Annotated in this window: 17 protein-coding genes; 10 read left to right on the top strand and 7 right to left on the bottom strand. The window is 56.5% G+C overall.

Features of this window, described 5'->3' with window-relative positions:
* Positions 1 to 116: 116 nt before the first annotated feature.
* Together QMG93_RS22270 and QMG93_RS22265 are read right to left on the bottom strand one after the other, a co-directional pair.
* Positions 117 to 590 (bottom strand): NUDIX hydrolase, encoded by a 474-nt coding sequence (locus QMG93_RS22270; protein ID WP_281940519.1) that lies wholly within the window; start codon positions 588 to 590, stop codon positions 117 to 119.
* 11 nt (positions 591 to 601) lie between these two features.
* Entirely contained in the window at positions 602 to 1555 is a 954-nt protein-coding gene (locus QMG93_RS22265) for a nucleoside hydrolase (protein WP_281940357.1), read from the bottom strand.
* A gap of 96 nt (positions 1556 to 1651) precedes the next feature.
* On the opposite strand from QMG93_RS22265, the gene QMG93_RS22260 reads away from it, so the two are divergent.
* Positions 1652 to 2290 carry a Crp/Fnr family transcriptional regulator gene (locus QMG93_RS22260; RefSeq protein WP_281940355.1) on the top strand — a complete coding sequence of 213 codons (639 nt, stop codon included), beginning with the start codon at positions 1652 to 1654 and terminating at the stop codon, positions 2288 to 2290.
* A 24-nt stretch (positions 2291 to 2314) separates the two neighbouring features.
* On the opposite strand, the gene QMG93_RS22255 is transcribed toward QMG93_RS22260, so the two are convergent.
* Positions 2315 to 2983 (bottom strand): thiamine diphosphokinase, encoded by a 669-nt coding sequence (locus tag QMG93_RS22255; protein WP_281940353.1) that lies wholly within the window; start codon positions 2981 to 2983, stop codon positions 2315 to 2317.
* A gap of 153 nt (positions 2984 to 3136) precedes the next feature.
* Between QMG93_RS22255 and QMG93_RS22250 the strand changes: the two genes are divergently transcribed.
* The 9 genes from QMG93_RS22250 (at position 3137) to QMG93_RS22210 (ending at position 16569) form a co-directional block, all read left to right on the top strand.
* Positions 3137 to 4081, top strand: a complete 945-nt coding sequence (locus QMG93_RS22250) for an MBL fold metallo-hydrolase (protein WP_281940352.1) — start codon at positions 3137 to 3139, stop codon at positions 4079 to 4081.
* Between the two features lie 190 nt (positions 4082 to 4271).
* On the top strand, positions 4272 to 6596 hold the full coding sequence (locus QMG93_RS22245; RefSeq protein ID WP_281940351.1) for an AraC family transcriptional regulator: 2325 nt from the start codon (positions 4272 to 4274) through the stop codon (positions 6594 to 6596).
* Between the two features lie 173 nt (positions 6597 to 6769).
* A complete protein-coding gene (locus QMG93_RS22240; protein ID WP_281940349.1) occupies positions 6770 to 7717 on the top strand; it encodes an ABC transporter permease in 948 nt (315 codons plus the stop codon).
* Between the two features lie 10 nt (positions 7718 to 7727).
* Complete coding sequence (locus tag QMG93_RS22235) at positions 7728 to 8606, top strand: carbohydrate ABC transporter permease (RefSeq protein WP_036683427.1); 879 nt, start codon at positions 7728 to 7730, stop codon at positions 8604 to 8606.
* Between the two features lie 32 nt (positions 8607 to 8638).
* The gene (locus QMG93_RS22230) at positions 8639 to 10177 is read left to right on the top strand and encodes an extracellular solute-binding protein (RefSeq protein ID WP_281940343.1); all 1539 of its coding nucleotides are present in this window, start codon (positions 8639 to 8641) and stop codon (positions 10175 to 10177) included.
* A gap of 105 nt (positions 10178 to 10282) precedes the next feature.
* A complete protein-coding gene (locus QMG93_RS22225) occupies positions 10283 to 12316 on the top strand; it encodes a heparinase II/III family protein (RefSeq protein WP_281940341.1) in 2034 nt (677 codons plus the stop codon).
* Positions 12317 to 12365: 49 nt separating this feature from the next.
* On the top strand, positions 12366 to 13553 hold the full coding sequence (locus tag QMG93_RS22220) for a glycoside hydrolase family 88 protein (RefSeq protein WP_281940339.1): 1188 nt from the start codon (positions 12366 to 12368) through the stop codon (positions 13551 to 13553).
* 20 nt (positions 13554 to 13573) lie between these two features.
* Complete coding sequence (locus QMG93_RS22215) at positions 13574 to 15253, top strand: alpha-L-fucosidase (protein ID WP_281940337.1); 1680 nt, start codon at positions 13574 to 13576, stop codon at positions 15251 to 15253.
* Positions 15254 to 15312: 59 nt separating this feature from the next.
* The gene (locus tag QMG93_RS22210; protein WP_281940335.1) at positions 15313 to 16569 is read left to right on the top strand and encodes a Gfo/Idh/MocA family protein; all 1257 of its coding nucleotides are present in this window, start codon (positions 15313 to 15315) and stop codon (positions 16567 to 16569) included.
* Positions 16570 to 16639: 70 nt separating this feature from the next.
* Here the strand turns inward: QMG93_RS22210 and QMG93_RS22205 are convergent, their stop codons facing one another.
* From QMG93_RS22205 to QMG93_RS22190, 4 genes are all read right to left on the bottom strand, one after another.
* Entirely contained in the window at positions 16640 to 17836 is a 1197-nt protein-coding gene (locus QMG93_RS22205) for a virulence factor (RefSeq protein WP_281940333.1), read from the bottom strand.
* 60 nt (positions 17837 to 17896) lie between these two features.
* Positions 17897 to 18418 carry a DinB family protein gene (locus tag QMG93_RS22200; RefSeq protein WP_281940331.1) on the bottom strand — a complete coding sequence of 174 codons (522 nt, stop codon included), beginning with the start codon at positions 18416 to 18418 and terminating at the stop codon, positions 17897 to 17899.
* A 91-nt stretch (positions 18419 to 18509) separates the two neighbouring features.
* Positions 18510 to 19100 carry a guanylate kinase gene (locus QMG93_RS22195; protein ID WP_281940329.1) on the bottom strand — a complete coding sequence of 197 codons (591 nt, stop codon included), beginning with the start codon at positions 19098 to 19100 and terminating at the stop codon, positions 18510 to 18512.
* On the bottom strand, positions 19088 to 19512 hold a 425-nt coding region (locus QMG93_RS22190), incomplete at its 5' end, for a hypothetical protein (protein WP_281940327.1). The genes QMG93_RS22190 and QMG93_RS22195, both read right to left, overlap by 13 nt.

Below are 19512 nucleotides of genomic sequence, written 5' to 3'. Positions count from 1 at the left end.
ATGAGCTCAGTGTATTCCAGTATTACAATATCGAATAGTACTAATTAATAATAGTACTGGCTAAGAGCAAGAAAAGAACGCTCCCCCGTCTTCACCTACGGTGCGTCCTTTCCTCTTTACGAATCGTGATATTCGCAGTTGCGGAACACCACATATTTCCATAGATCTCCGTCATACTCCGCCCCCGTGTAAAAGAGAGCATATTCCACAGGGACATCCGTCGCAAGCACATCATCCAGGATCGTCCGGATGCTGCTCACGACCTCTGGAGACTCCATGATCCACTCCTTGCTTTTCCAAGCCAGAGTTCCTTCCGTGCATTCCGTCAGATCCCCTGTAAATTGCTCGGCAACAAAAATGTACATGCCGCCCGCCTGATTCCAGGTGGCAACCCCTTTGAATTGAACAGACTGGAGGTCCAGTCCGGTTTCCTCCTTGACTTCACGAACGACGGCCTCCCGGGGCGTTTCATCCGGCATCATCTTGCCGCCCACGCAATTCCACATATTTTTAAAGGGAGGGTTATTCCTTCGAAGCATCAGAAATTGTTGATCTTGGGTAATGAAACAATGCACATAGTTGATCTTCATCATATCTTCTGTTACCTTACAAGCAAGCTGATTAATTTCTCTTTGAATAAAGGGTTGTTAATCGTTTTGCACACTTTGGCATTCGGGGTATGGCCTGCAAAGCCGTCGGAAATGGCCAGCTTGCTGCCGTCATTGAGGATCACTTGACCATATGCCGCTTCTTCCATGGTGCAGACGTAGCAGTAACACCATTTGTCTTCAAGGACAATTTCGTTCCAGAGTACGACACCCATAGCCACGGCATCGGGCAAGTCCACAATCGGTTCATTGCATCTTTGGATATTATATTCCAGCAAGGAACGGTTGCATTTCACGGAAAATACGGCTTCCGGCTTGCCGCTTGCCAGCAAAACATCCATATCGTCCTTCGTCAAAGCCGCCTCTCCTAAACAGACGTCAAATCCAATAATGGTAATAGGTATACCCGAGTTGAGCATAATACGATAAGCTTCCGCATCGACATACACGTTAAATTCGGCAACCGGTGTCGTATTTCCGGGGCCAAAGCCGGAAGTGCCCATGGTGTAAATATGCTTTACCTTTTTCATGGCTTCGGGCGCTTTTAAAATCGCAAGGGCAATATTGGTCACGGGACCGATGGTGACAATCTCGATTTCTCCGGGGTTCTTTTCGACAATGTCCAGAATCGCATCCACGGCATGCTTGCTCTCCGGCAGAAGCGTAGGATGAATCAAATCGCAATCTCCCATCCCATCCTCGCCATGCACGTTGACAGCGGTAACCAGATCGCGCATCAGCGGCTTGGCCGCTCCGACATAAAGAGGCGACTTTTGCCCGTTCGCCACTTCGATGGTCATCAGCGCATTTTTGGTAGCCAATTCAAGCGGAACATTGCCGCACACGGTCGTGATTGCTTCGACCTTAACATCCGCTGATTTTAATGCCATAATGAGGGCTACAGCATCGTCACTGCCGGTATCCGTGTCGATAATTAATTTTCTCATAAATAAGACCTCCTATTTTCGGTGTGGCCTTATTATATAAATCCAACGAGCATGAAAATAGGTCAAATGACCAAAAGGCAAAAGAAGGTGGAGCACATGGATTTAAAGGAGATTGTAAACGCAGCGCCAGAGCAGATCAGAAAGGAATTTAGGTATAGAAAGCATAAAAAAGGCAGCCTGATCCTTCGGCCGCATGAGGAAAATCATTATCTTTATATTTTAACCGCGGGTCAAGCGGAAGTGTACAGACAGAGCTATGCGGGAGCGATGCTTTCCGTCTATATTTACGATGCGTATAGCTGCTTCGGGGAGATCGAGATTTTTAATGACCAAATGAAAACGCTAGGCGTGATTGCCAAACAAAACTGCGAAACGATAGCGCTCCATAAAACCAAGGTGTACGAATGGATGAAGCTCGATTTTGATTTTAATCTATATCTCGTGAAGCAGCTGGCCTCCAAATTAATGCTGAGTACGGATACCGCGGCGAGGTTATCGCTGCTGTCCTTGAAAGACCGGATTTTATTTAGTGTGCTAAATCATTATAAAATCGGCGATTTGGACAGCCTCACCAAGCAAATGCTGTCCAGTGAGGTCTGTGCGCCTATTCGAAGCTTAAATCGTTCCATTGCTCAGTGCATCCATGAGGGGTTGATCCATTATAAACATAAAAAATTTTCCATAGCTTCAATAGAAGAGGTTGAAAAATACCTGGAGGAGTTTATGCTAACTTAAAGGCATAAATTCCTGTCTACATACTTACTCCGGCGTAGCTTCCTCTTCGTCCCGACTCTGAATCACGAGCAGCAAGCCGTCCCGGATGCGGATGTGTCCGGCTTCGCCAAGCAGCACGTTGCTGATGCCGAGCGATTGCCCGATCGTCAGCGTCGCTTCGTGCAGCGGGTACTGGAACCCTGCGAGCGTAATTCCAGTAACCTCGATGCTCAGCGGGAGCAGCGACACATGGGTGAACCGGCTCCGGTTGACCGTTAGCGGCGCGCTGCCCTCCATCAGCATCAGCTCGTTGCAGGCGTCGGCGATGCGGCAGCGGATGCCTGCGACCAAAGCCTTGCGCAGCAGATGAACGTTCGCGAGCGAATGGTCCCATCGGGTGCCAAGCACGCCAAGCAGCACGATTTCCTCGGCGTTTTGTTCGAGCGCCCAAGTGAACGCCATCTCCGTGTCGGTCAGGTCTTTCCATACCGGATCGCAGGCGACGAACTCGCGGCTGGCCCGGCGTATTTCCTCAAGCTCCACCGGGCTGACGGAATCAAAATCCCCGAGCGCCATATCCGGCCGGTATCCGTGCCGTACCAGAAAGAGCGCCCCGCGGTCCGCCCCGACCAGCACATCACCTGTGCGGATTTCCTGCAAAACCCAACCCCCTAGCCGCCCCCCTGAGAAAATAAGCACCCGTGTTCGTTCCATCCGTCCGCTGCCTCCTACCAAACTTAGTGGAATCCATTATACCATGATCGAGATCAAGAGAATATGCAGGTGAAATTGAGATGAAGGGGGCGAGTAAGGTATAGTTTTGATAAAAGAAGCAGCTAAGGCTGGAGAAAAAGGAGAGGACGGCACGTGATCACTCGTCGGCGGTATGAAAATTTGGACGGCAGCCAAAACCGCAAAAAGCTGGCTCATCTGCGCCAATGGCGCAAGGAACGCAAAGCGAAAATCAAAGACCTGTCTTACCGCGTGCCACAGGCCGAACAACGGCAGCCCGATTATTTGCGCAGCAATCGGACGCAGACGACGGTTACTTGGATCGGGCACTCGACGTTTTTGGTGCAAATGGGGGGCAAAAACCTCATCACCGACCCGGTATGGGCGACCCGAATGGGGCTGGAGAAGCGCCTGGCGCCGCCCGGCTTGCGGCTGGAGGAGCTTCCGCCGATTGACGCAGTGCTGCTGTCGCACAGTCATTACGACCACATGCACCTGCCGACGCTGCGGCAGCTTGCCCGGGCCAACGCACGCATGCAGCTGTTTGTCCCGGCCGGGCTAGGAGCCAAGCTGCGCTCCTGCGGGTTCGCGCACGTGACCGAGGCCAACTGGTGGGAGGAATTCCGGCTCGGTTCGCTGGAGCTGCATTTTGTCCCGGCGCAGCATTGGACGCGTCGCACGCTGTTTGATATGAATACGTCGCATTGGGGCGGCTGGATCGTTCGGCCGACGAACCACGGCGGGGAGCGGGACGCGATTTATTTTGTCGGGGACAGCGGCTATTTCCCAGGCTTCAAGCTAGTCGGGGACCGCTTTCCGATCAGGTGGGCGCTGATGCCGATCGGCGCCTACGAGCCGGAATGGTTTATGTCTCAGCAGCACGTGAGCCCCGAACAGGCGGTTCAAGCGTTCCTCGACTGCGGGGCCGAGCTGTTCGTGCCGATGCATTACGGCGCGTTCCGCCTCGCGGACGACACGCCGCGCGAGGCGCTCGACCGTTTGTTGGCGGAATGGGCGCGGCGGAAGCTTGAGCCGGAGCGGCTGCGGGTGCTGCATCACGGAGAGACGCTGCGGCAATAGCCGGGCGGGGCGCGAGACGCGTTGCCACCCGGCTCGGGGGAGTCCGCGCGCTCAGCGCGCAGGCTGTCACCCGGGAAAGGGATGCTGCCCCACCGGCCGCCCCGCGTCAACATCGAAATGAAAACGCATTCTTGACTTCAAGAGGCGTTGCCCGTTATGTTGGAGGTAGAAACGCGACCGAGGTGCAGCCATGCTCAACTATTTTATGAACCCGAAAAACGCCTTTTACCGCAAAAGCCTCGTTTTCGTCCTGCTGGTCGCCAGCGTGCCGACCGCGCTTCTGGCGTTTCTGACCTATTACGTCGGTGTCCGGCAAATCGAGCAGGAAGTGAACCGGACGCATGAGGTCCGTCTGGAGCAGACGGTACTCCGAATGAACGACCAATTGAGCCAGCTCGAAAAGATGGTGACGATGTGGAAGTACAACCCGATGCTGCAGCCTCCGCTCGGCGATATGACACTCGAATCGTTTCAGCAGGAAATTGTGTTCACGCAGAAGTTGGCCCGGACGCTGCTGGTCATGAGCAATTCCAGTCCCCTAATTCGCGAAGTGCGCCTGTTCCTGCCTGATTCGTCCTTGTACGTCTCGGCGCTGAACAGTAAAGTGGCGATACCGATCGACAATCCGGAAGAAAATGAATTTTTCCGTTCGTTATTCCTGAAAGAAATGGAGCAGTACTGGACCTTCTCCCAAGGGTCGCTGGCGCTTGTGCAGACGATTCCGGACCGTTCTCCCTTCGGGTATCTGCTCGTCCAGTTCAATGCGGCCGAGATGAACCGGCTGCTGCAAATGGACGGGGAGCTGCAGGGGGCGGCTTTTTTGCTGAAGTCGAACGGGGATTGGCTGGATGCGAACGTGACCAAGGAAGCGGACAAGCACCGGTTCGAGTATTTTCTCCGCGATGAAGTGGCGAAGGAGTCGGTTCAGGCGAAGTCGGGTTCGTTTTTCCGGGAGTGGAACGGGGAGAAATACGCCGTTTCGTTCGGGACGCTGGAGAAGCACGGCTGGCAGTACGTCTCCGCCACTCCGGTTTCCAAGCTGACGCAGCCGGTCGTCAACACCTCCCGGGCGCTCCTGGCGATGGGAGGACTCGGGATCGCCGTCGCGGCCTTGATGTCGTGGATCGCTTCGCGAAGACTGGTCCGGCCCATCGCCCGGGTGGTGCAGCTATTCCGCTCAGAAAAGCACGGCTTGGGCGACTTGAAAGGGCAGGACGAACTGGAGCTCATCGAACGGCAGTGGCTCCACTTGAACAGCCAGAGCAAGCAGTTGCACGAACGGGTCGAGCAGCATCTGCTTACGCTGAGGGAATTGTTCTTGTTCCAGCTCATGAACGACCACTTGTCCCATCTGAACGAGGAGGAGCTGCGGCACCGGATGGAGCAATACGGGTGGGAGCTCGGCGGCAGGACGTTCGTGCTCATGAATGTCCGGCTTCTAGGCTTCTCCAAATTGCAGGGCCGGTTCGGCGAAGGCGACGAGCAGCTCGTGACGTTTGCCGCAGCCAATGTGCTCGGGGAGCTGGCGGAGAAGCGGTTCGAGCAGTTCGGTGTCGTGAACGAGCAGGAGCTGTCTGTCAGCCTGCTGCTGCTTGTGCCGAAGGATGAAGACATGGGCGACGTGCGGAAGCAACTGCATGCGTTCAGCGAAGAGCTGATTCACTCGCTGCATGCGATTCTGCATATGAACCTGTTGATCGGCTTGGCGAAGGAAACGGAGCTGCTGTCCGAGCTGCCGCGGGTATACGAACAGGTCGTTCGCTCGTTCGGCTACCGGAATTTGAACGAAATGAATCAGATTCTGGATTTGGAAAGCTTGGTGGTCCATGACGCCCCGATTCTATACCCCTTCTCCGCGGAAAAGGAGCTGATCCGCCATATGCGTTCCGGCGACCGGGAAGCGGTGACGGCCGCGCTGGAGACGTTTATGAAGGAGCTGACGGAGCACGGTCAGACGGAGATGCAGGTCCGGCAGGGCATGAACCAACTGCTCGGCACGCTGCTGCATCATATGCTGCTGTCGGGCTTTAGCCCGCAGCTCCTCTGCCCGAATGTCGACTTGTACGAGCAATTGAACCGTCTGCGCGAGCCCGATGAGATGGCCTCCTGGTTTCATGCCAAGCTAAGCGCTTACATGAGCGCCTTGTCGAACACGCTGAACGATACCCAGGACCGGCTGATGCAGGAAACGGTCGAGAAAGTGAAGCAGTCGCTGACGGAGGAGTACGCGCTTGATATTTCGCTGGAGACGTATTGCGACCGGTACGGCATCAGCTTGTCCAAGCTCAGCGCCGGGTTCAAGGAGACGACCGGCGTCAATTTCATCGACTATTTGACCAAGCTGCGTCTGGATAAATCCAAGGAGCTGCTGCTCTATTCGAACGAAAAAGTGAATGACATCGCCTATCGGGTCGGCTACCAGCCGTCGTATTACTACCGTGTGTTCAAAAAGCACGAAGGAGTGACCCCGACCCGGTACCGCGAAATGTTCCGGAGCGATACCCGCGAAGCTTAACCGCTTCGCGGGTTTTTTGCGCTAATTTGGCGGGATGTGCACTATTTTGCGGCCGACTGCACTTTTTTTACGGGCGAAAAAGTCCACCTGTCGTAAAAGTTTACTGTTGCAACGGCTTTCGCAGAGCGGATATAGTCGAGCTACAGCACTAGACAAGCGAAGGAGGTTCGGACATGGAGCATGCGGTGCCGGACAATCGGCTGTCCGTCAGGAAAGCGACTTTATTCAGAAAGCAGGCGTTTCGAAAGCACCTCTGGTTTTATATGCTGGCGGCCCCGGGCATTGCGTACTTTATCCTTTTTCATTATGTACCGATGTGGGGCGTGCTGCTGGCGTTTCAGGACTACAGCCCGTACAAGGGCGTGCTGGGCAGCGAGTGGGTAGGGTTCGAGCATTTCCGGCAATTTTTCTCGGAGCCGACATTCTTTCAATTATTAAAAAACACACTGCTGCTCAGCTTTTACAACTTGATTTTTTTCTTCCCCTTTACGATCGTGCTGTCTCTGCTGCTCAACGAGGTCCGGTTCGGCTTGTACAAACGGCTCGTGCAGACGGTCGTCTATCTTCCGCACTTCGTATCCTGGGTCATTATCGTCGGCATTACGTTCATCTTCTTCGGGCCGTCCGGGGTGATCAACCACTACTTGGGGCAATGGCTTGAGCAGAACGTTCCGTTCCTGATGAGCAGCGAATGGTTCCGTCCCTTAATCGTCATGCAACAAATATGGAAGGATGCCGGGTGGGGCACGATCATTTTTATGGCAGCGCTTGCAGGAATTAATCCCGAGCAGTACGAAGCGGCGACGGTCGACGGCGCGAACCGCTGGCACCGGATCTGGCATATTACGCTTCCGGGCATTCGAAGCACGATCATCGTGCTGCTGATTTTGCGTCTTGGCTCGATCCTGGACTCAAACTTCATGCAGGTGTTCCTGATGTGGAACAATTTCAACGATGACGTATCGAACGTATTCGATCTATATGTGTATAAGGTAGGGCTGCAGCGGTTCGAATTCAGCTTCAGCATTGCCGTCGGCCTGTTCAATTCGGTCGTCGGACTCATTCTGATGCTGACGGCGAACTTCATATCCAAGCTGTTTAAAGAAGAAGGCCTATTCTAGGAGGGGAACCATGGGACTGAGGCTGCGGCGCATTTCCGTCTTTGATGCCGTCAATATGTTGTTGCTGCTTGTGCTGTGCTTGGCTGTCGTGATCCCGTTCTGGTACATGCTGACCGTCTCGCTCAGTCCGGTCAGCGAATCGCTCGGCGGGCGGTTTTATTTGATCCCGGAGCAGCTGAATTTCGAGGCGTACCGGTACTTGTTCTCGACGGACCGTTTCGTGCGGAGCATCGGGAATACGGTCTACATTACGGTAGTCGGGACCGCCGTGAACCTGCTGGTGTCGATTACGCTGGCCTATGCGCTTTCCAAAAAAACGCTGCCCGGCCGCAAGCTCATGCTGCTGATGATGCTCTTTACGATGGTGTTCAGCGGCGGGCTTATTCCGAAATATTTGCTGATCAAGTCGATTGGGCTGCTGGACAGCTATTGGGCCTTGATTTTACCGGGCGCGACGAATGCTTTTACCGTGCTGGTCATGAAGACGTTTTTTCAAAGCTTGCCGGAAAGCCTGGACGAAGCCGCCCGCATTGACGGGGCAGGGGAACCGCGCATTTTGCTCTCCGTGGTCATCCCGCTTTCGATGCCGATCATCGCTACGTTTTCGCTGTTTTTTATGGTCGGGCACTGGAATGAATTTTTCGGGGCGATCATTTATTTGAGCGATAATGCCAAATGGCCGATTCAAGTGCTGCTGCGTCTGATGGTCATCGCTGGTGAAGCCAACATCGCTTCCGAGAACAATCTGGATTTCGAGCTGGCCAGCAAGGTCGGCGACAATGTGAAGATGGCGGCCATTATCGTAGCGATGATTCCGATCGTCGTCGTCTATCCTTTCCTACAGAAGCATTTTGCCAAAGGAGCCATGCTCGGCTCGATTAAAGAGTAACGATTCCAAGTCGATGAGAGGGGTTTTCTACGATGAAAACGAAACAATGGCTCGCAGGGACATGCGTCACCATTCTGGCTCTGGGCAGCGTCGTCGGCTGTGCTTCCGGGAGCGGAACGAAAGAAGCGGGGAAGCCCGCAGCGGGTTCGAACGAACCGACGACGATCAAGGCGCTCGCGGTGCTGTCCGCCGGGGAGCCGCCCGTGCTTGAGAACAGCCAGGCGCTCAAGGAGATCGAAAAGAAAGCCAACGTCAAGCTGAATCTCGAATTCGTGCCGGGCGACGTGTATCCGGATAAAGTGAACATTGCCATCGCCTCGGGAAGCCAGTACGACCTTATTTTGCTGACGGACGGCAAGGACGAGAAGTACACGAAGCTCGTCAAGCAGGGAGCGTTCCACAACTTGACGGCGCTGGTGAAGGACATGCCGAATCTGCAAAAGATTCCTCAATACACATGGGACAACACGACGGTGAAAAATGAGATTTTCGGCATTCCGAGACCGCGCAGCACGCACGGCGGGGGCAATGCAAACTTCTTCCTCCGCAAGGATTGGCTGGACAAATACAATTTGCCCGTGCCCAAAACGGTAGACGAGCTGACCAACGTGCTCAAGGTATTCAAAGAGAAAGACCCGGCCGGGGGCGGCAAAACGGTCCCGATGATCGCAGGTCCGTTCACGACGCCGTGGTTCGGATCGGTTAACCCGATCGCTTTTGCCTTCGGACTTCCGTACTCGTACAAAATCGAAGGCGACAAGCCGGTGGCTTATTTCCAAACGCCGGAATACAAGGCTTATCTCGATTGGCTTCGTATGGCGTACACCTCCGGGCTGATCGATAAGGACGCCCCGGTGCTCAAGACCGGGCAGGTGAAGGACAAGTTCAAGTCCGGCGTCGCCGGCATGATGGTCGACAACGTCAGCATGATGAACGAGAACAATCTGGCGGTGATGCGAAAGACCGACCCGAAAGCGGAGCTGGTCGGGGTGCCATATCTGGAGGGACCGGGCGGCAAGAAGGGCGTGCAGATGATCGAAGGCTATTACGGCATCTGGGTCGTTCCGACGAGCGTGGCGAAGGATAAAGTGAAAAAAATCGTCGAGTTTCTCAATTGGACCGCTTCCGATGAAGGAACGGAGCTGGCGAAGGCGGGCATACCGGGCGTGCACTACACCAAGTACGACAAAGAGTCCGGCGCCGTAGAACGCAACGAGGAACAGAAGAAGCTGTATGACAAAGAAAAGCCGATGCTGCTTGTGCTGCAGAATGCTTACGACAAATACATTTATGCGGATTCCCAGGTTCCCGAGATCAAGAAGGCGCAAAAAGAAGTCCTGGACGGCTTCGATCAGGTCGGCGTGCCGAACCCGTTCATCGCCTTCGTTTCCGAAACGGCCAGCAAAAATCCGGATCATCAGAAGAAGCTGTCGGCTGCCGCGGTCAACTATGTGATGGGCACCGGCAATTGGGAAGCCGTGCAGGCGGAAATTGAGGCTTGGAGCAAAGGCTTGGGCGCGCAGATCATGAAAGAGTACATGGACCAATACAACGAAAGCAAGAAGAAATAAGCAAGCCCGTCGTCCGCTGCGGCATGGGTATAAGGCAAGCCGGGGACGGATGCTCTCCGATCCCCGGCTTGCCGCTTTAAAAGCGCGTTCGAGGAGGGAAAACCGATGGATGGAATTGGCATGCCGGCATGGACGCAGCGCCTCCGAACCCGAATGCGGGATTGCGATTGGGTGAAGCGGGGTGTGGAGCAGTGGAAGGCGCGGTTATGCGACCAGGTGAACCGGCCTCCGGATATTCCGCTGCTCGGCGGGGGCTGGAGCCACCGCTACATCTGCCCCGATGACGGCGCCGCGCTTGTGCGGGTGGACCGGCATCATCACGAATGCCCGTGCTGCCACAGCATCTGGAGCGGGTCCCCATGGGATGAAGCGGCCGTGGCCGAGGAGCATAACCGCTTTGCGCAGGACGCCCGGCTGGCCGCTGTGGTGTATGCGGCGTCGGGTGAGGCTGTGTACGCGCAGTGGGCCAAAAGCGTGCTGCTGTTCTACGCCCGGCATTACGACCGCTTCCCGCTCCACGATATTTTCGGCAAGGTAGGCGGGGAGGCCGGCAAATACGGGGCGAAAGTCCAAAACCAGACGCTGTCCGAAGCCAGCTGGATTTATCCGCTAGCTCAAGCGTGTACGATCTTGCGCCATGCTTCCATGCTGAGCGCGGGGGAGCTGGACGAAATGGAAGAACGCTTGTTCCGTCCGGTTGTCCGGGTCATCGACCGGAATCCGCGGGACCGCTCCAACTGGCAGACGTATCACAATGCGGCGCTGGCGGCGATTGCCGAAGCGCTCGGCGACGTGGGTCTGCTGAAGCGGGCGCTGGATGACGAAGCGAACGGATTCCATTTCCAGATGGAAAGCGGCGTCGGCGAAGACGGGTTCTGGTTCGAAGGCGCATGGAGCTACCATTTCTACACGCTTGAAGCGCAGGCGGTGATCGCTTGGGCCGCCATGGGGTTCGGCGAGAAGCTGTACGAGCATCCGAGGCTGCGTGCGATGTTTGATATTCCGCTGAAGGCGATGCTGCCGGACGGCACGTTTCCCGCCCTTCACGACTCCAAGGTCGTCGATATTCGTTCATACGCGCATTTGTATGAATGGGCGTATGCGTTTTACGGCATCGGAGAAGAGATCGTGCGGAGCAGCGACCGGGGTTCCTTGTACGGCGTGTTGTTCGGAGCGCCAGTGGAGCCGTTGGCGGAGGCGAGGCAGCCGGTGAGAGGGTGTGACGGGGAGATAGATGCAGCAAGCGAGGCCGCTGCGATTACGGTATTGAGCAAGCCCGGGATGGTCAGCGTGACGTGCGGCGCAGGCGAGGAGGCACAGGCGCTTCTCGTCGATTACGGAGAGCATGGCGATTGGCACGGACATTATGACAAGCTGAATCTGCTGTATTACGCAAGGGGCCGCAGTTGGTTGGCCGACGCAGGCATGGTTCCGTACGGACACGAACTGCACAAGGCTTGGTACGTGCATACTGTGGCGCACAACACGGTGGCGGTCAACGGCCGCTCCCAGCAGGAGGCCTGCGGCCGGCTGCGCAAGGCGGTGAGCGAGGCCGGCATCATCCGGGTCGAGGCCGAAGCGCTGAACGCTTACGAAGGCGTCCGGCTGGACCGGCGGCTGACACTGGCTGGCGGGCTGCTGGTAGACGTATTCCGGGTAACGGCCGACGAGCCTTCGACCGTGGACTGGGTGATGCATACGCAGGGGAATCCGGTCGAAGCGCCGCCCGTTCGGTACACTTCTGTTACGGCGGAGTCGCTGTCGGACACAGACGGGTACCCGCATTTGCGGAAGGTGAGGCATCTGGAAGGTCTGCCGGACGATTGGATGCTCGAATGGAGCTGGAACGGAGAAGGCGGGGAAGACGAGCGGCTGCAGGTTTACGGCTTGGCCGCGCCGCGGGGCGCCAGCGTCTATTTGGCCGAGTCGCCGTTCATGCCCCCCGTCCAAGTCCGCAGCGCCTGCATTCGCAGGGTGACGTCGTGCACCCGCGCGGCGTTTGTTACCGTCTTCCGGGCTTGCCGGAAAGGCGATGTCCCGCTCTCGCTCCGGTTGATTGGCGATCCGTCGGACAGCGAGGGTCTATTGCTCGAAGTGAGGGACGGAGAGCAGGGCGATGCGATGCTGTGGACCGTTTGAGACGGTTTTAAGTTGGAAACGGAAACGCAAGAAGAATGAGGAGGCTGCCATGAAACAAGTCGTCGACGAAGGGCTGAAAGCCCGGCATCGTTACGCGGAACCGCCTGCGGCGCGGCGGGACGATTGGGAGCGAGCCGTACAATACGTGCTGGCGCAAATCGACCGCAATCTGGGGACGTTCGCGCTGCAATTTCCGTCTCCTGCAAGCGAGGGGAACGTGTACAAGCCGATCGGCAATACCGAGTGGACGTCCTCCTTTTGGACGGGAATGCTGTGGCTTGCCTACGAGATAACCGGTCACGACCGTTACCGCCAAGCGGCGGAAGCTCAGCTCGACAGCTACCGGGAACGGATCGAGCGAAGAATCGCAACGGAGACGCACGACCTCGGCTTCTTATACTCGCTGTCCTGTGTAGCGGCCTATAAATTGACGGGAAACGAGCAGGCCAAGGACACGGCGCTTCAAGCCGCCGATTTACTGATCGGGCGTTATTTTGAGAAGGCGGGCATCATTCAGGCATGGGGCAATTTAAACCAGCCGAACCAGCGCGGTCGAATGATTATCGATTGCCTTATGAATTTGCCCTTGCTGTACTGGGCAACGGAGACGACGAGCAATCCGGAATACCGCCGGATCGCCATCAATCATGCCACACAAGCGGCGGCACATATCATCCGCGAAGACGCTTCAAGCTATCATACGTTCTACATGGACGTAGATACGGGACAGCCGAGATACGGCAAGACGTCGCAAGGCTTCTCCGACGATTCGTGCTGGTCGCGCGGGCAGGCATGGGCCATTTACGGGTTTCCGCTTAGCTACAACTATACGCGGGATGATTCGTATCTCGCTATCGCGCAAAAGACGGCCAACTACTTTTTAAACCGGCTGCCCGACGATTCGGTGTGTTATTGGGATCTGATCTTTACGGACGGGCCGGAGGAGCGGGACAGCTCGGCTGCGGCCATCGCCGCATGCGGTTTGCTCGAATTGGCCAAGCATCTGCCACTGTCTAACGAATATAAGCGGGCCTACGAGAATGCCGCTCTGGGGATGCTGGACTCGCTGGCGCGGCGGTATACGACGGCCGGGGTCCCGCATTCGAACGGCATCCTGCTTCATGCGGTCTACGGCAAGCCTCTGGGCAACGGGATCGACGAATGCTGCATCTGGGGCGATTATTACTATTTTGAAGGGCTTGTGCGGGTGTTGAAAGACTGGAATCTATATTGGTAGAAGCGAGAGGTAGATGCGCGATGACGGTGACAAGCGGTGAGGACAAAATCAAATGGTGGAAGGATGCCAAATTCGGCATGTTTATCCACTGGGGCTTGTATGCGGCTTTGGGCCGGGGCGAGTGGGTTATGTACGAATTGAACATTCCGGTTCGCGATTACGAGCGACTCGCAGAGACGTTCAATCCTGTTCGTTTCAATGCCAAGACATGGGTAGGGCTGGCCAAAGCGGCAGGCATGAAATATATCGTCATCACGGCGAAGCATCATGACGGGTTCGCCATGTTCCGTTCGCAGGCGGAGCCGTTCAACATTGCAGACGCTACACCGTTCGGACGCGATCCGATGCGGGAGCTGGCTGAGGAATGCCATGAGCAGGGCATTGTGCTGTGCTTCTATTATTCCCACGTCATTGATTGGCATCATCCACACGCTGTACACAACAAATATAACAACGTATGGGACTATGATACGGACTCGAAGCATTTTCCGACGTATTGGAACGGGCTGGTGAAGCCTCAAATCCGGGAGCTGCTTACTCAATACGGACCAGTCGGGCTGCTATGGTTCGATACGGCGGGCGGGCTGTCAAAAGAGGATAGCGAGGAGCTCGTGGAGCTTGTGCAGAGCCTTCAGCCGGACTGCCTGATCAACAGCCGGGTCAGTCATTACCCGGGCATGGGGGATTACCAGTCGAAGGGCGACAATGAAATTCCGATGTATGGTGAAGACTCCCGCGCATGGGAAACGCCGATGACGTTGAACCAATCGTGGGGCTTCAGCACGAAGGACCAGGTCTGGAAACAGCCGGAAGCCATCATCCGGAAGCTGGTTCATATTGTGAGCAAGGGCGGCAACCTCCTGCTCAACGTCGGGCCGGACGCCGGAGGATTGATCCCGGATTTGTCCGCCGAAAGGCTGCGCGAGGTGGGCGCTTGGCTGAGCGTTCATGGGGAAGCGGTGTACGGCGCGGGGGCCAGTCCTTTTCCGTACGAGATGGAATGGGGCTCCGTTACTGTGAAGCCCGGCCGCGTCTACCTGCATCTGACAAGCGACGACTGGCAGAGCGAACTATGCTTGTATGGGCTCAAAAACAAAGTCAAACAAGCTTATGTACTAAGCGATGCAAGCCGAACACCGCTTGAGATCGCACAAAGCTATGATGCCGAACTGGATCACCACACGTTAGCGATCAGATTGCCCGACGAGCCGGCCAATGATTGCATGACGGTCATCGCCGTGGACATCGAAGGGGAGCTTTCCGTCGATACGCGTTTGAGCCAGCAGCCGTCTGGCCATGTGAAGCTGGAATGGGCAAGCGGCAGTATCGATGCGGATACGAAAACGGTAGAGTGGAGCTTTCAAATCGTCGCTCCAGGCACCTTCGATCTTGAGCTTGTTTGTTTCCAGAAGGAAGGCGCTTCATGGGACGAGGCGTTTCGGGAAGGCATCGAAGCGGCTGCCGGGAGTCAGCGGTTTGCGGCGCAGCCGAAGCCGGATCAGGTGATCAAAAATTCCACGGCCTGCCAGCACCCGTACAGCGAAGTCCATTCGCGTCTCGGAACGATCGTTTTCGACCGGTCGGGCACGTGCATGCTCTCGCTTCGCTCTGCGCTGATCCGTCCCAAATCCGGATTCACGGAAATATGGCAGGCCGATCCGGTGAAGCTTCGGGCTGTGAAGCTGGTCAAGCGGCAGTAACCTGTCCGCCATGAAAAAGCTGTTTTATTGAAGGCATGCCATCCATTGGAGGCTTATATATGAAACCACTTACTGCGATATTGATCGGCGCCGGCGCGAGAGGGGCGCACAGCTACGCGCCCTACGCGCTGGATTATCCGCACGAGTTGAAGTTCGTGGCGGTGGCCGAATCGAATCCGCTGCGAAGAGAAAAGTTTGCGCAAGCGCACGGACTTCCCCCTGAGCGATGCTACGCTTCATGGGAACAACTGCTGGAGGAGCCGCGGCTGGCGGATATCGCGATCATCTGTACGCAAGATCGGATGCATTACGAACCGACGCTGCAGGCTTTGGCGGCCAAATACCACGTGCTTTTGGAAAAACCGATGTCGCCGAGTCCCAAGGAATGCGTCGAAATGGAGCAGGCGGCGCGGGAGAACGATCGGCTGCTGACCATCTGCCATGTGCTGAGGTATACGCCGTTCTGGTCGGCGATGAAACGTCTGATCCGCGAAGGACGCATTGGCGAGGTGGTATCCGTCCAGTTGAACGAAAATGTCGGCTATTGGCATATGGCCCACAGTTTCGTGCGCGGCAATTGGCGCAATCGCGAGGCGTCCAGCCCGATGATTTTGGCCAAGTCGTGCCACGACATGGATATTTTGTCTTGGCTCGTCGACAAGCCTTGCGTGCGCGTAAGCTCGTTCGGCTCGCTTATGCACTTTCATGCCGCCAATGCTCCTGAAGGGGCAACCGATTATTGTATCGACGGCTGTCCGGCAGAGCCGACTTGTCCTTACTCGGCGCCGAGATTTTATTTGGGTGAAGGCAAAAGCTGGGCCAGGCATTTCACGGAGGAGCTGACGAGGGAAAATATTGTGCGAGGGCTGAAGGAAACGAACTACGGCCGATGCGTGTACAAATGCGACAACGATGTCGTCGATCATCAGGTGGTCAATATGGAATTCGAGGGTGGAGCCACCGCGATATTCAGCATGAGCGGCTTCACGCGGCATCAGGAGCGGATCGTGCAGATCATGGGGACGAGAGGAGAACTCCGCGGAAGCGAAGGACGGATCACGCTGCTGGATTTCGTGACGCATGAGGAAATAGTGATCGCCATTCCGGAACAAACGAGCGGTCATGGCGGCGGCGATAGCGGAATTATGCGCAGCTTCCTTCACGAAGTGCGCCATTACGGCGGGGGAGAAAGCCTGACGTCGGCCTCCGCATCCGTCAGGAGCCACCTCATGGCGTTCGCGGCGGAGGAGTCGAGGCTCCGTCAAGGCCAATCGATTGAGCTTGACACGTATTACAAGCGATGGATGCGATCGTAAGGTTTGATCGATCTTAGGTGGAAAAAAGCCAAGCCTCCGGCGGTTATCCGTTGGCTTGGCCTTTTGTCGTTCATGCATTCTCATTGCGTCGGGCCATCTGCTGCCAGACCGATCCGACGGCCGCCTGGCCGCCCTCGATACGCTCCAGTGCCATGCGCACCTGCATCCGCACTTCAAATTCCGGGTCGTCCTGAGCCGCTCGCAGAGCTTGTATCGCTCCTTCGTCGCCCACTTCATAGAGGAAGCGGGCTGCCCGCCAGCGCACCAGCTTGTTCGAATCCTCCAAAGCTCCTATCATCGCATCCTGTGCTGCAGGGTCCCCGATATCCGACAGCGTATCCCCTGCGGTCCGGCGGACGGATGAGGAAGAGTCCCGCAAAGCACGATACAGGTAAGGAAGCACATGCGGCTCTTTCAAATCTCCCAGATAGACGGTGGCCAAGCGCCGAACCGTTGAACGTTCGTCCTCCAGACCTTTGAGCAGCAACGGCAGCGTCTCGTCGGATGGCTTGATCTGCTCCAGTGCCGCGTATCGCTGCTTCCAATCAGGGTCCTGCAGCTTTCGCTCGGTTTCTTCATAGCTCAGCGTCGTACGGCCGGAAGCCGCCAGCTCCTTCACGTCGCCTTCAGCCGGGCCCTGCTCAGCTTGGGCAATCAGCCGTTCGAGCTGCTCGTCGCTGTAGGCGGCGTCCAGCTCCTGAACAACTTCGTCCAAGACATCCTGAAGCTCGCCGTAACGCGTATCCCAATCGTCCAAGGAACGCTCTTTGATCAGGTTCGGCGCGGCGGCCGCCCCACGGATGGCGGCGTCGCTAAACCGTTGGGGCAGAGCGGCCCGCCGTTCCTCCGCTCCATTCGTTACCCGGACTTGCAACGGAATACCGCGAAAATGCTGCAAAAGCACTTTGACTTCGCCGAATGTCGCATCAGTTGTTTCCGCCGGACTGTCCGGGGAAGCGGGCTTTTGGGCAGCTGCATCTGTCTGGTTTTGTGCTGCGCCGGACGGAGCAACGCCCAGGATGTCCCGGACTTCGGCGAGAATGTGCTGCCAGTCGCCCTTGGCTGTCCGGTCCAGGGCGATAAAATCCGCTGCGCGGTACAAGCTTTTGACGCCATCAATGGCGAGTAGCTGCCGAAGTTGAGGATCTGCCAGTTGGCCGGCTTGCTCGCGGTTGAACGTTTCGCGAACGTCTTTGGGCAAGGAAGTATCCAAATTGATTTTCATGGTATTCGGGCTGGGCGTCGGTTCGATCGAGAGAATAGGCATGGTCATACCTCCTGTCTGCCTGGTTGTTGGGATTTTTGATATTTCCGTACGGGGCGGAATTTATGGCTGTGCCGCGAGGTAACGTTCTTGGATGACTCGAACGTGATGAAGCTCGTGACCCGCAATAATATAAGCCAATGCTCGTACGGATGTATTACAGCCGGCCGCCGTTCCTTGGCGCAGCCAGGCTTCCGGCCGCAAGCCCGCAAGAAGGGTCAGCGTCGCCTGCCGGACTACCGTGAATTCTTCCAATAGAGAAGTAAGCGGACGGTCATCGAATGTTGCACCGGAAACGTAGAGATGCTCGTCCATGGAAGGGAACGGGGTCTGATCGCCCCGCGCGATGCACAGCAAGCGGTAGCTTAATACCCGCTCGGTATCGGTGACGTGGCCGAGCACTTCTTTCAGACTCCACTTGCCTTCGGCATAACGGAAGAGAGCTTGTTCCTCGGTTAGCGAGTGGAGCAGCCCGGTCGTTGCTTTCAGTTGGATGCGGAGCAGTTCCTGAATATCCCCATCGGGAACCTGTGCAATATATTCTTGATAATGCGCACCATATTCTGTCGTTTCTGGTTTGTTCATCGTTCGGCTTCTCTCCCCGCTTGAATAAAAAGGACCGACGCTCTCGAAAGAGCAGGCCGGTCGCTTGTCAGCATTAGCTTGGGTGTAACTCTTAATCCAGGTCAAGCAGATTGCGATGCAGGTAGTTGCCGTCCAACGCTTTGGTCAGATCGAAGACGGTGTGTGCCAGATCCAAATTTTCGAACGTGTGCTCACAGGAGTCTTTATACGCCATTTCTTCCTCGTAATGCGACATATAGCGGTCGATCAGCTCAGGGGAATCCCCGCGCTCCTTCTCTCGGCGCTTGACCGTTTCCCGATCGGCGTAGATAAAGATTCGCACGACTCGGTCGCCGTACAGGGACTTCAGGGTTTCCGCGCCTTGACGGTTCAAGATCAAGTAGACGGCCCCGTACTTTTGGACCATGTCGGCTACGTCGGATTCTTTGACCCCGTACCGGTTCCCGTCCAATTCGATCACTTCGATGAACTCCCGGTTTGCTTCGGCTTCCTCAAATTGCTTCCGAGTGACGAAATGATAATCTTGCCCGTCGACCTCCGAAGAGCGGGGAGGGCGGGTCGTGTACGAAATTACCTGTTTCATGCCGAGCGTGCTGCCGGACATCTGAGCGACGGTTCGGCGACCGGCTCCATTTGGACCCGTGAATACAAAAATGAGTTCCTTGTCTTTCAGTTCGTACATAGAAACCCTCCTTTATTTGGGAAGTGCAGTCCTTGCCGAGTGCTATCCTTTATTTTACATGGTTTCTCAGACGAGGTAAAGATGCTCTTTGAAAGCGTTTCAGCGCTTCCGCTGCCTGCCGCCTCCGCCGCCCCGGCGTCCTCGCGCTGCGCCCGCGTCCGCGCCGCCTCTGCGCCCCCGCGCAGCGCTTGCTGCCGCATCCGCGCCGCCACGCCGCCCGCGTGCCGCACCCGCTGGCGCATCCGCACCGCTGCGCCGCCCGCGCTCTGCACTCGCTGCCGCGTCCGCACCGCTGCGCCGCCCGCGCTCTGCGCCAGCGCTCGCATCCGCGCCGCCGCGCCGCCCGCGTGCCGCTCCTGCTGCCGCATCCGCGCCGCCACGCCGCCCGCGTGCCGCTCCTGCTGCCGCGTCC

Origin of the sequence: Paenibacillus tyrphae (genome assembly GCF_027925525.1) — a bacterium.
In the GTDB taxonomy this organism is placed as follows: domain Bacteria; phylum Bacillota; class Bacilli; order Paenibacillales; family NBRC-103111; genus Paenibacillus_G; species Paenibacillus_G tyrfis_B.
Note: the sequence above shows the minus strand (reverse complement) of the source record. Positions and strands in the feature narration are given on the sequence as shown.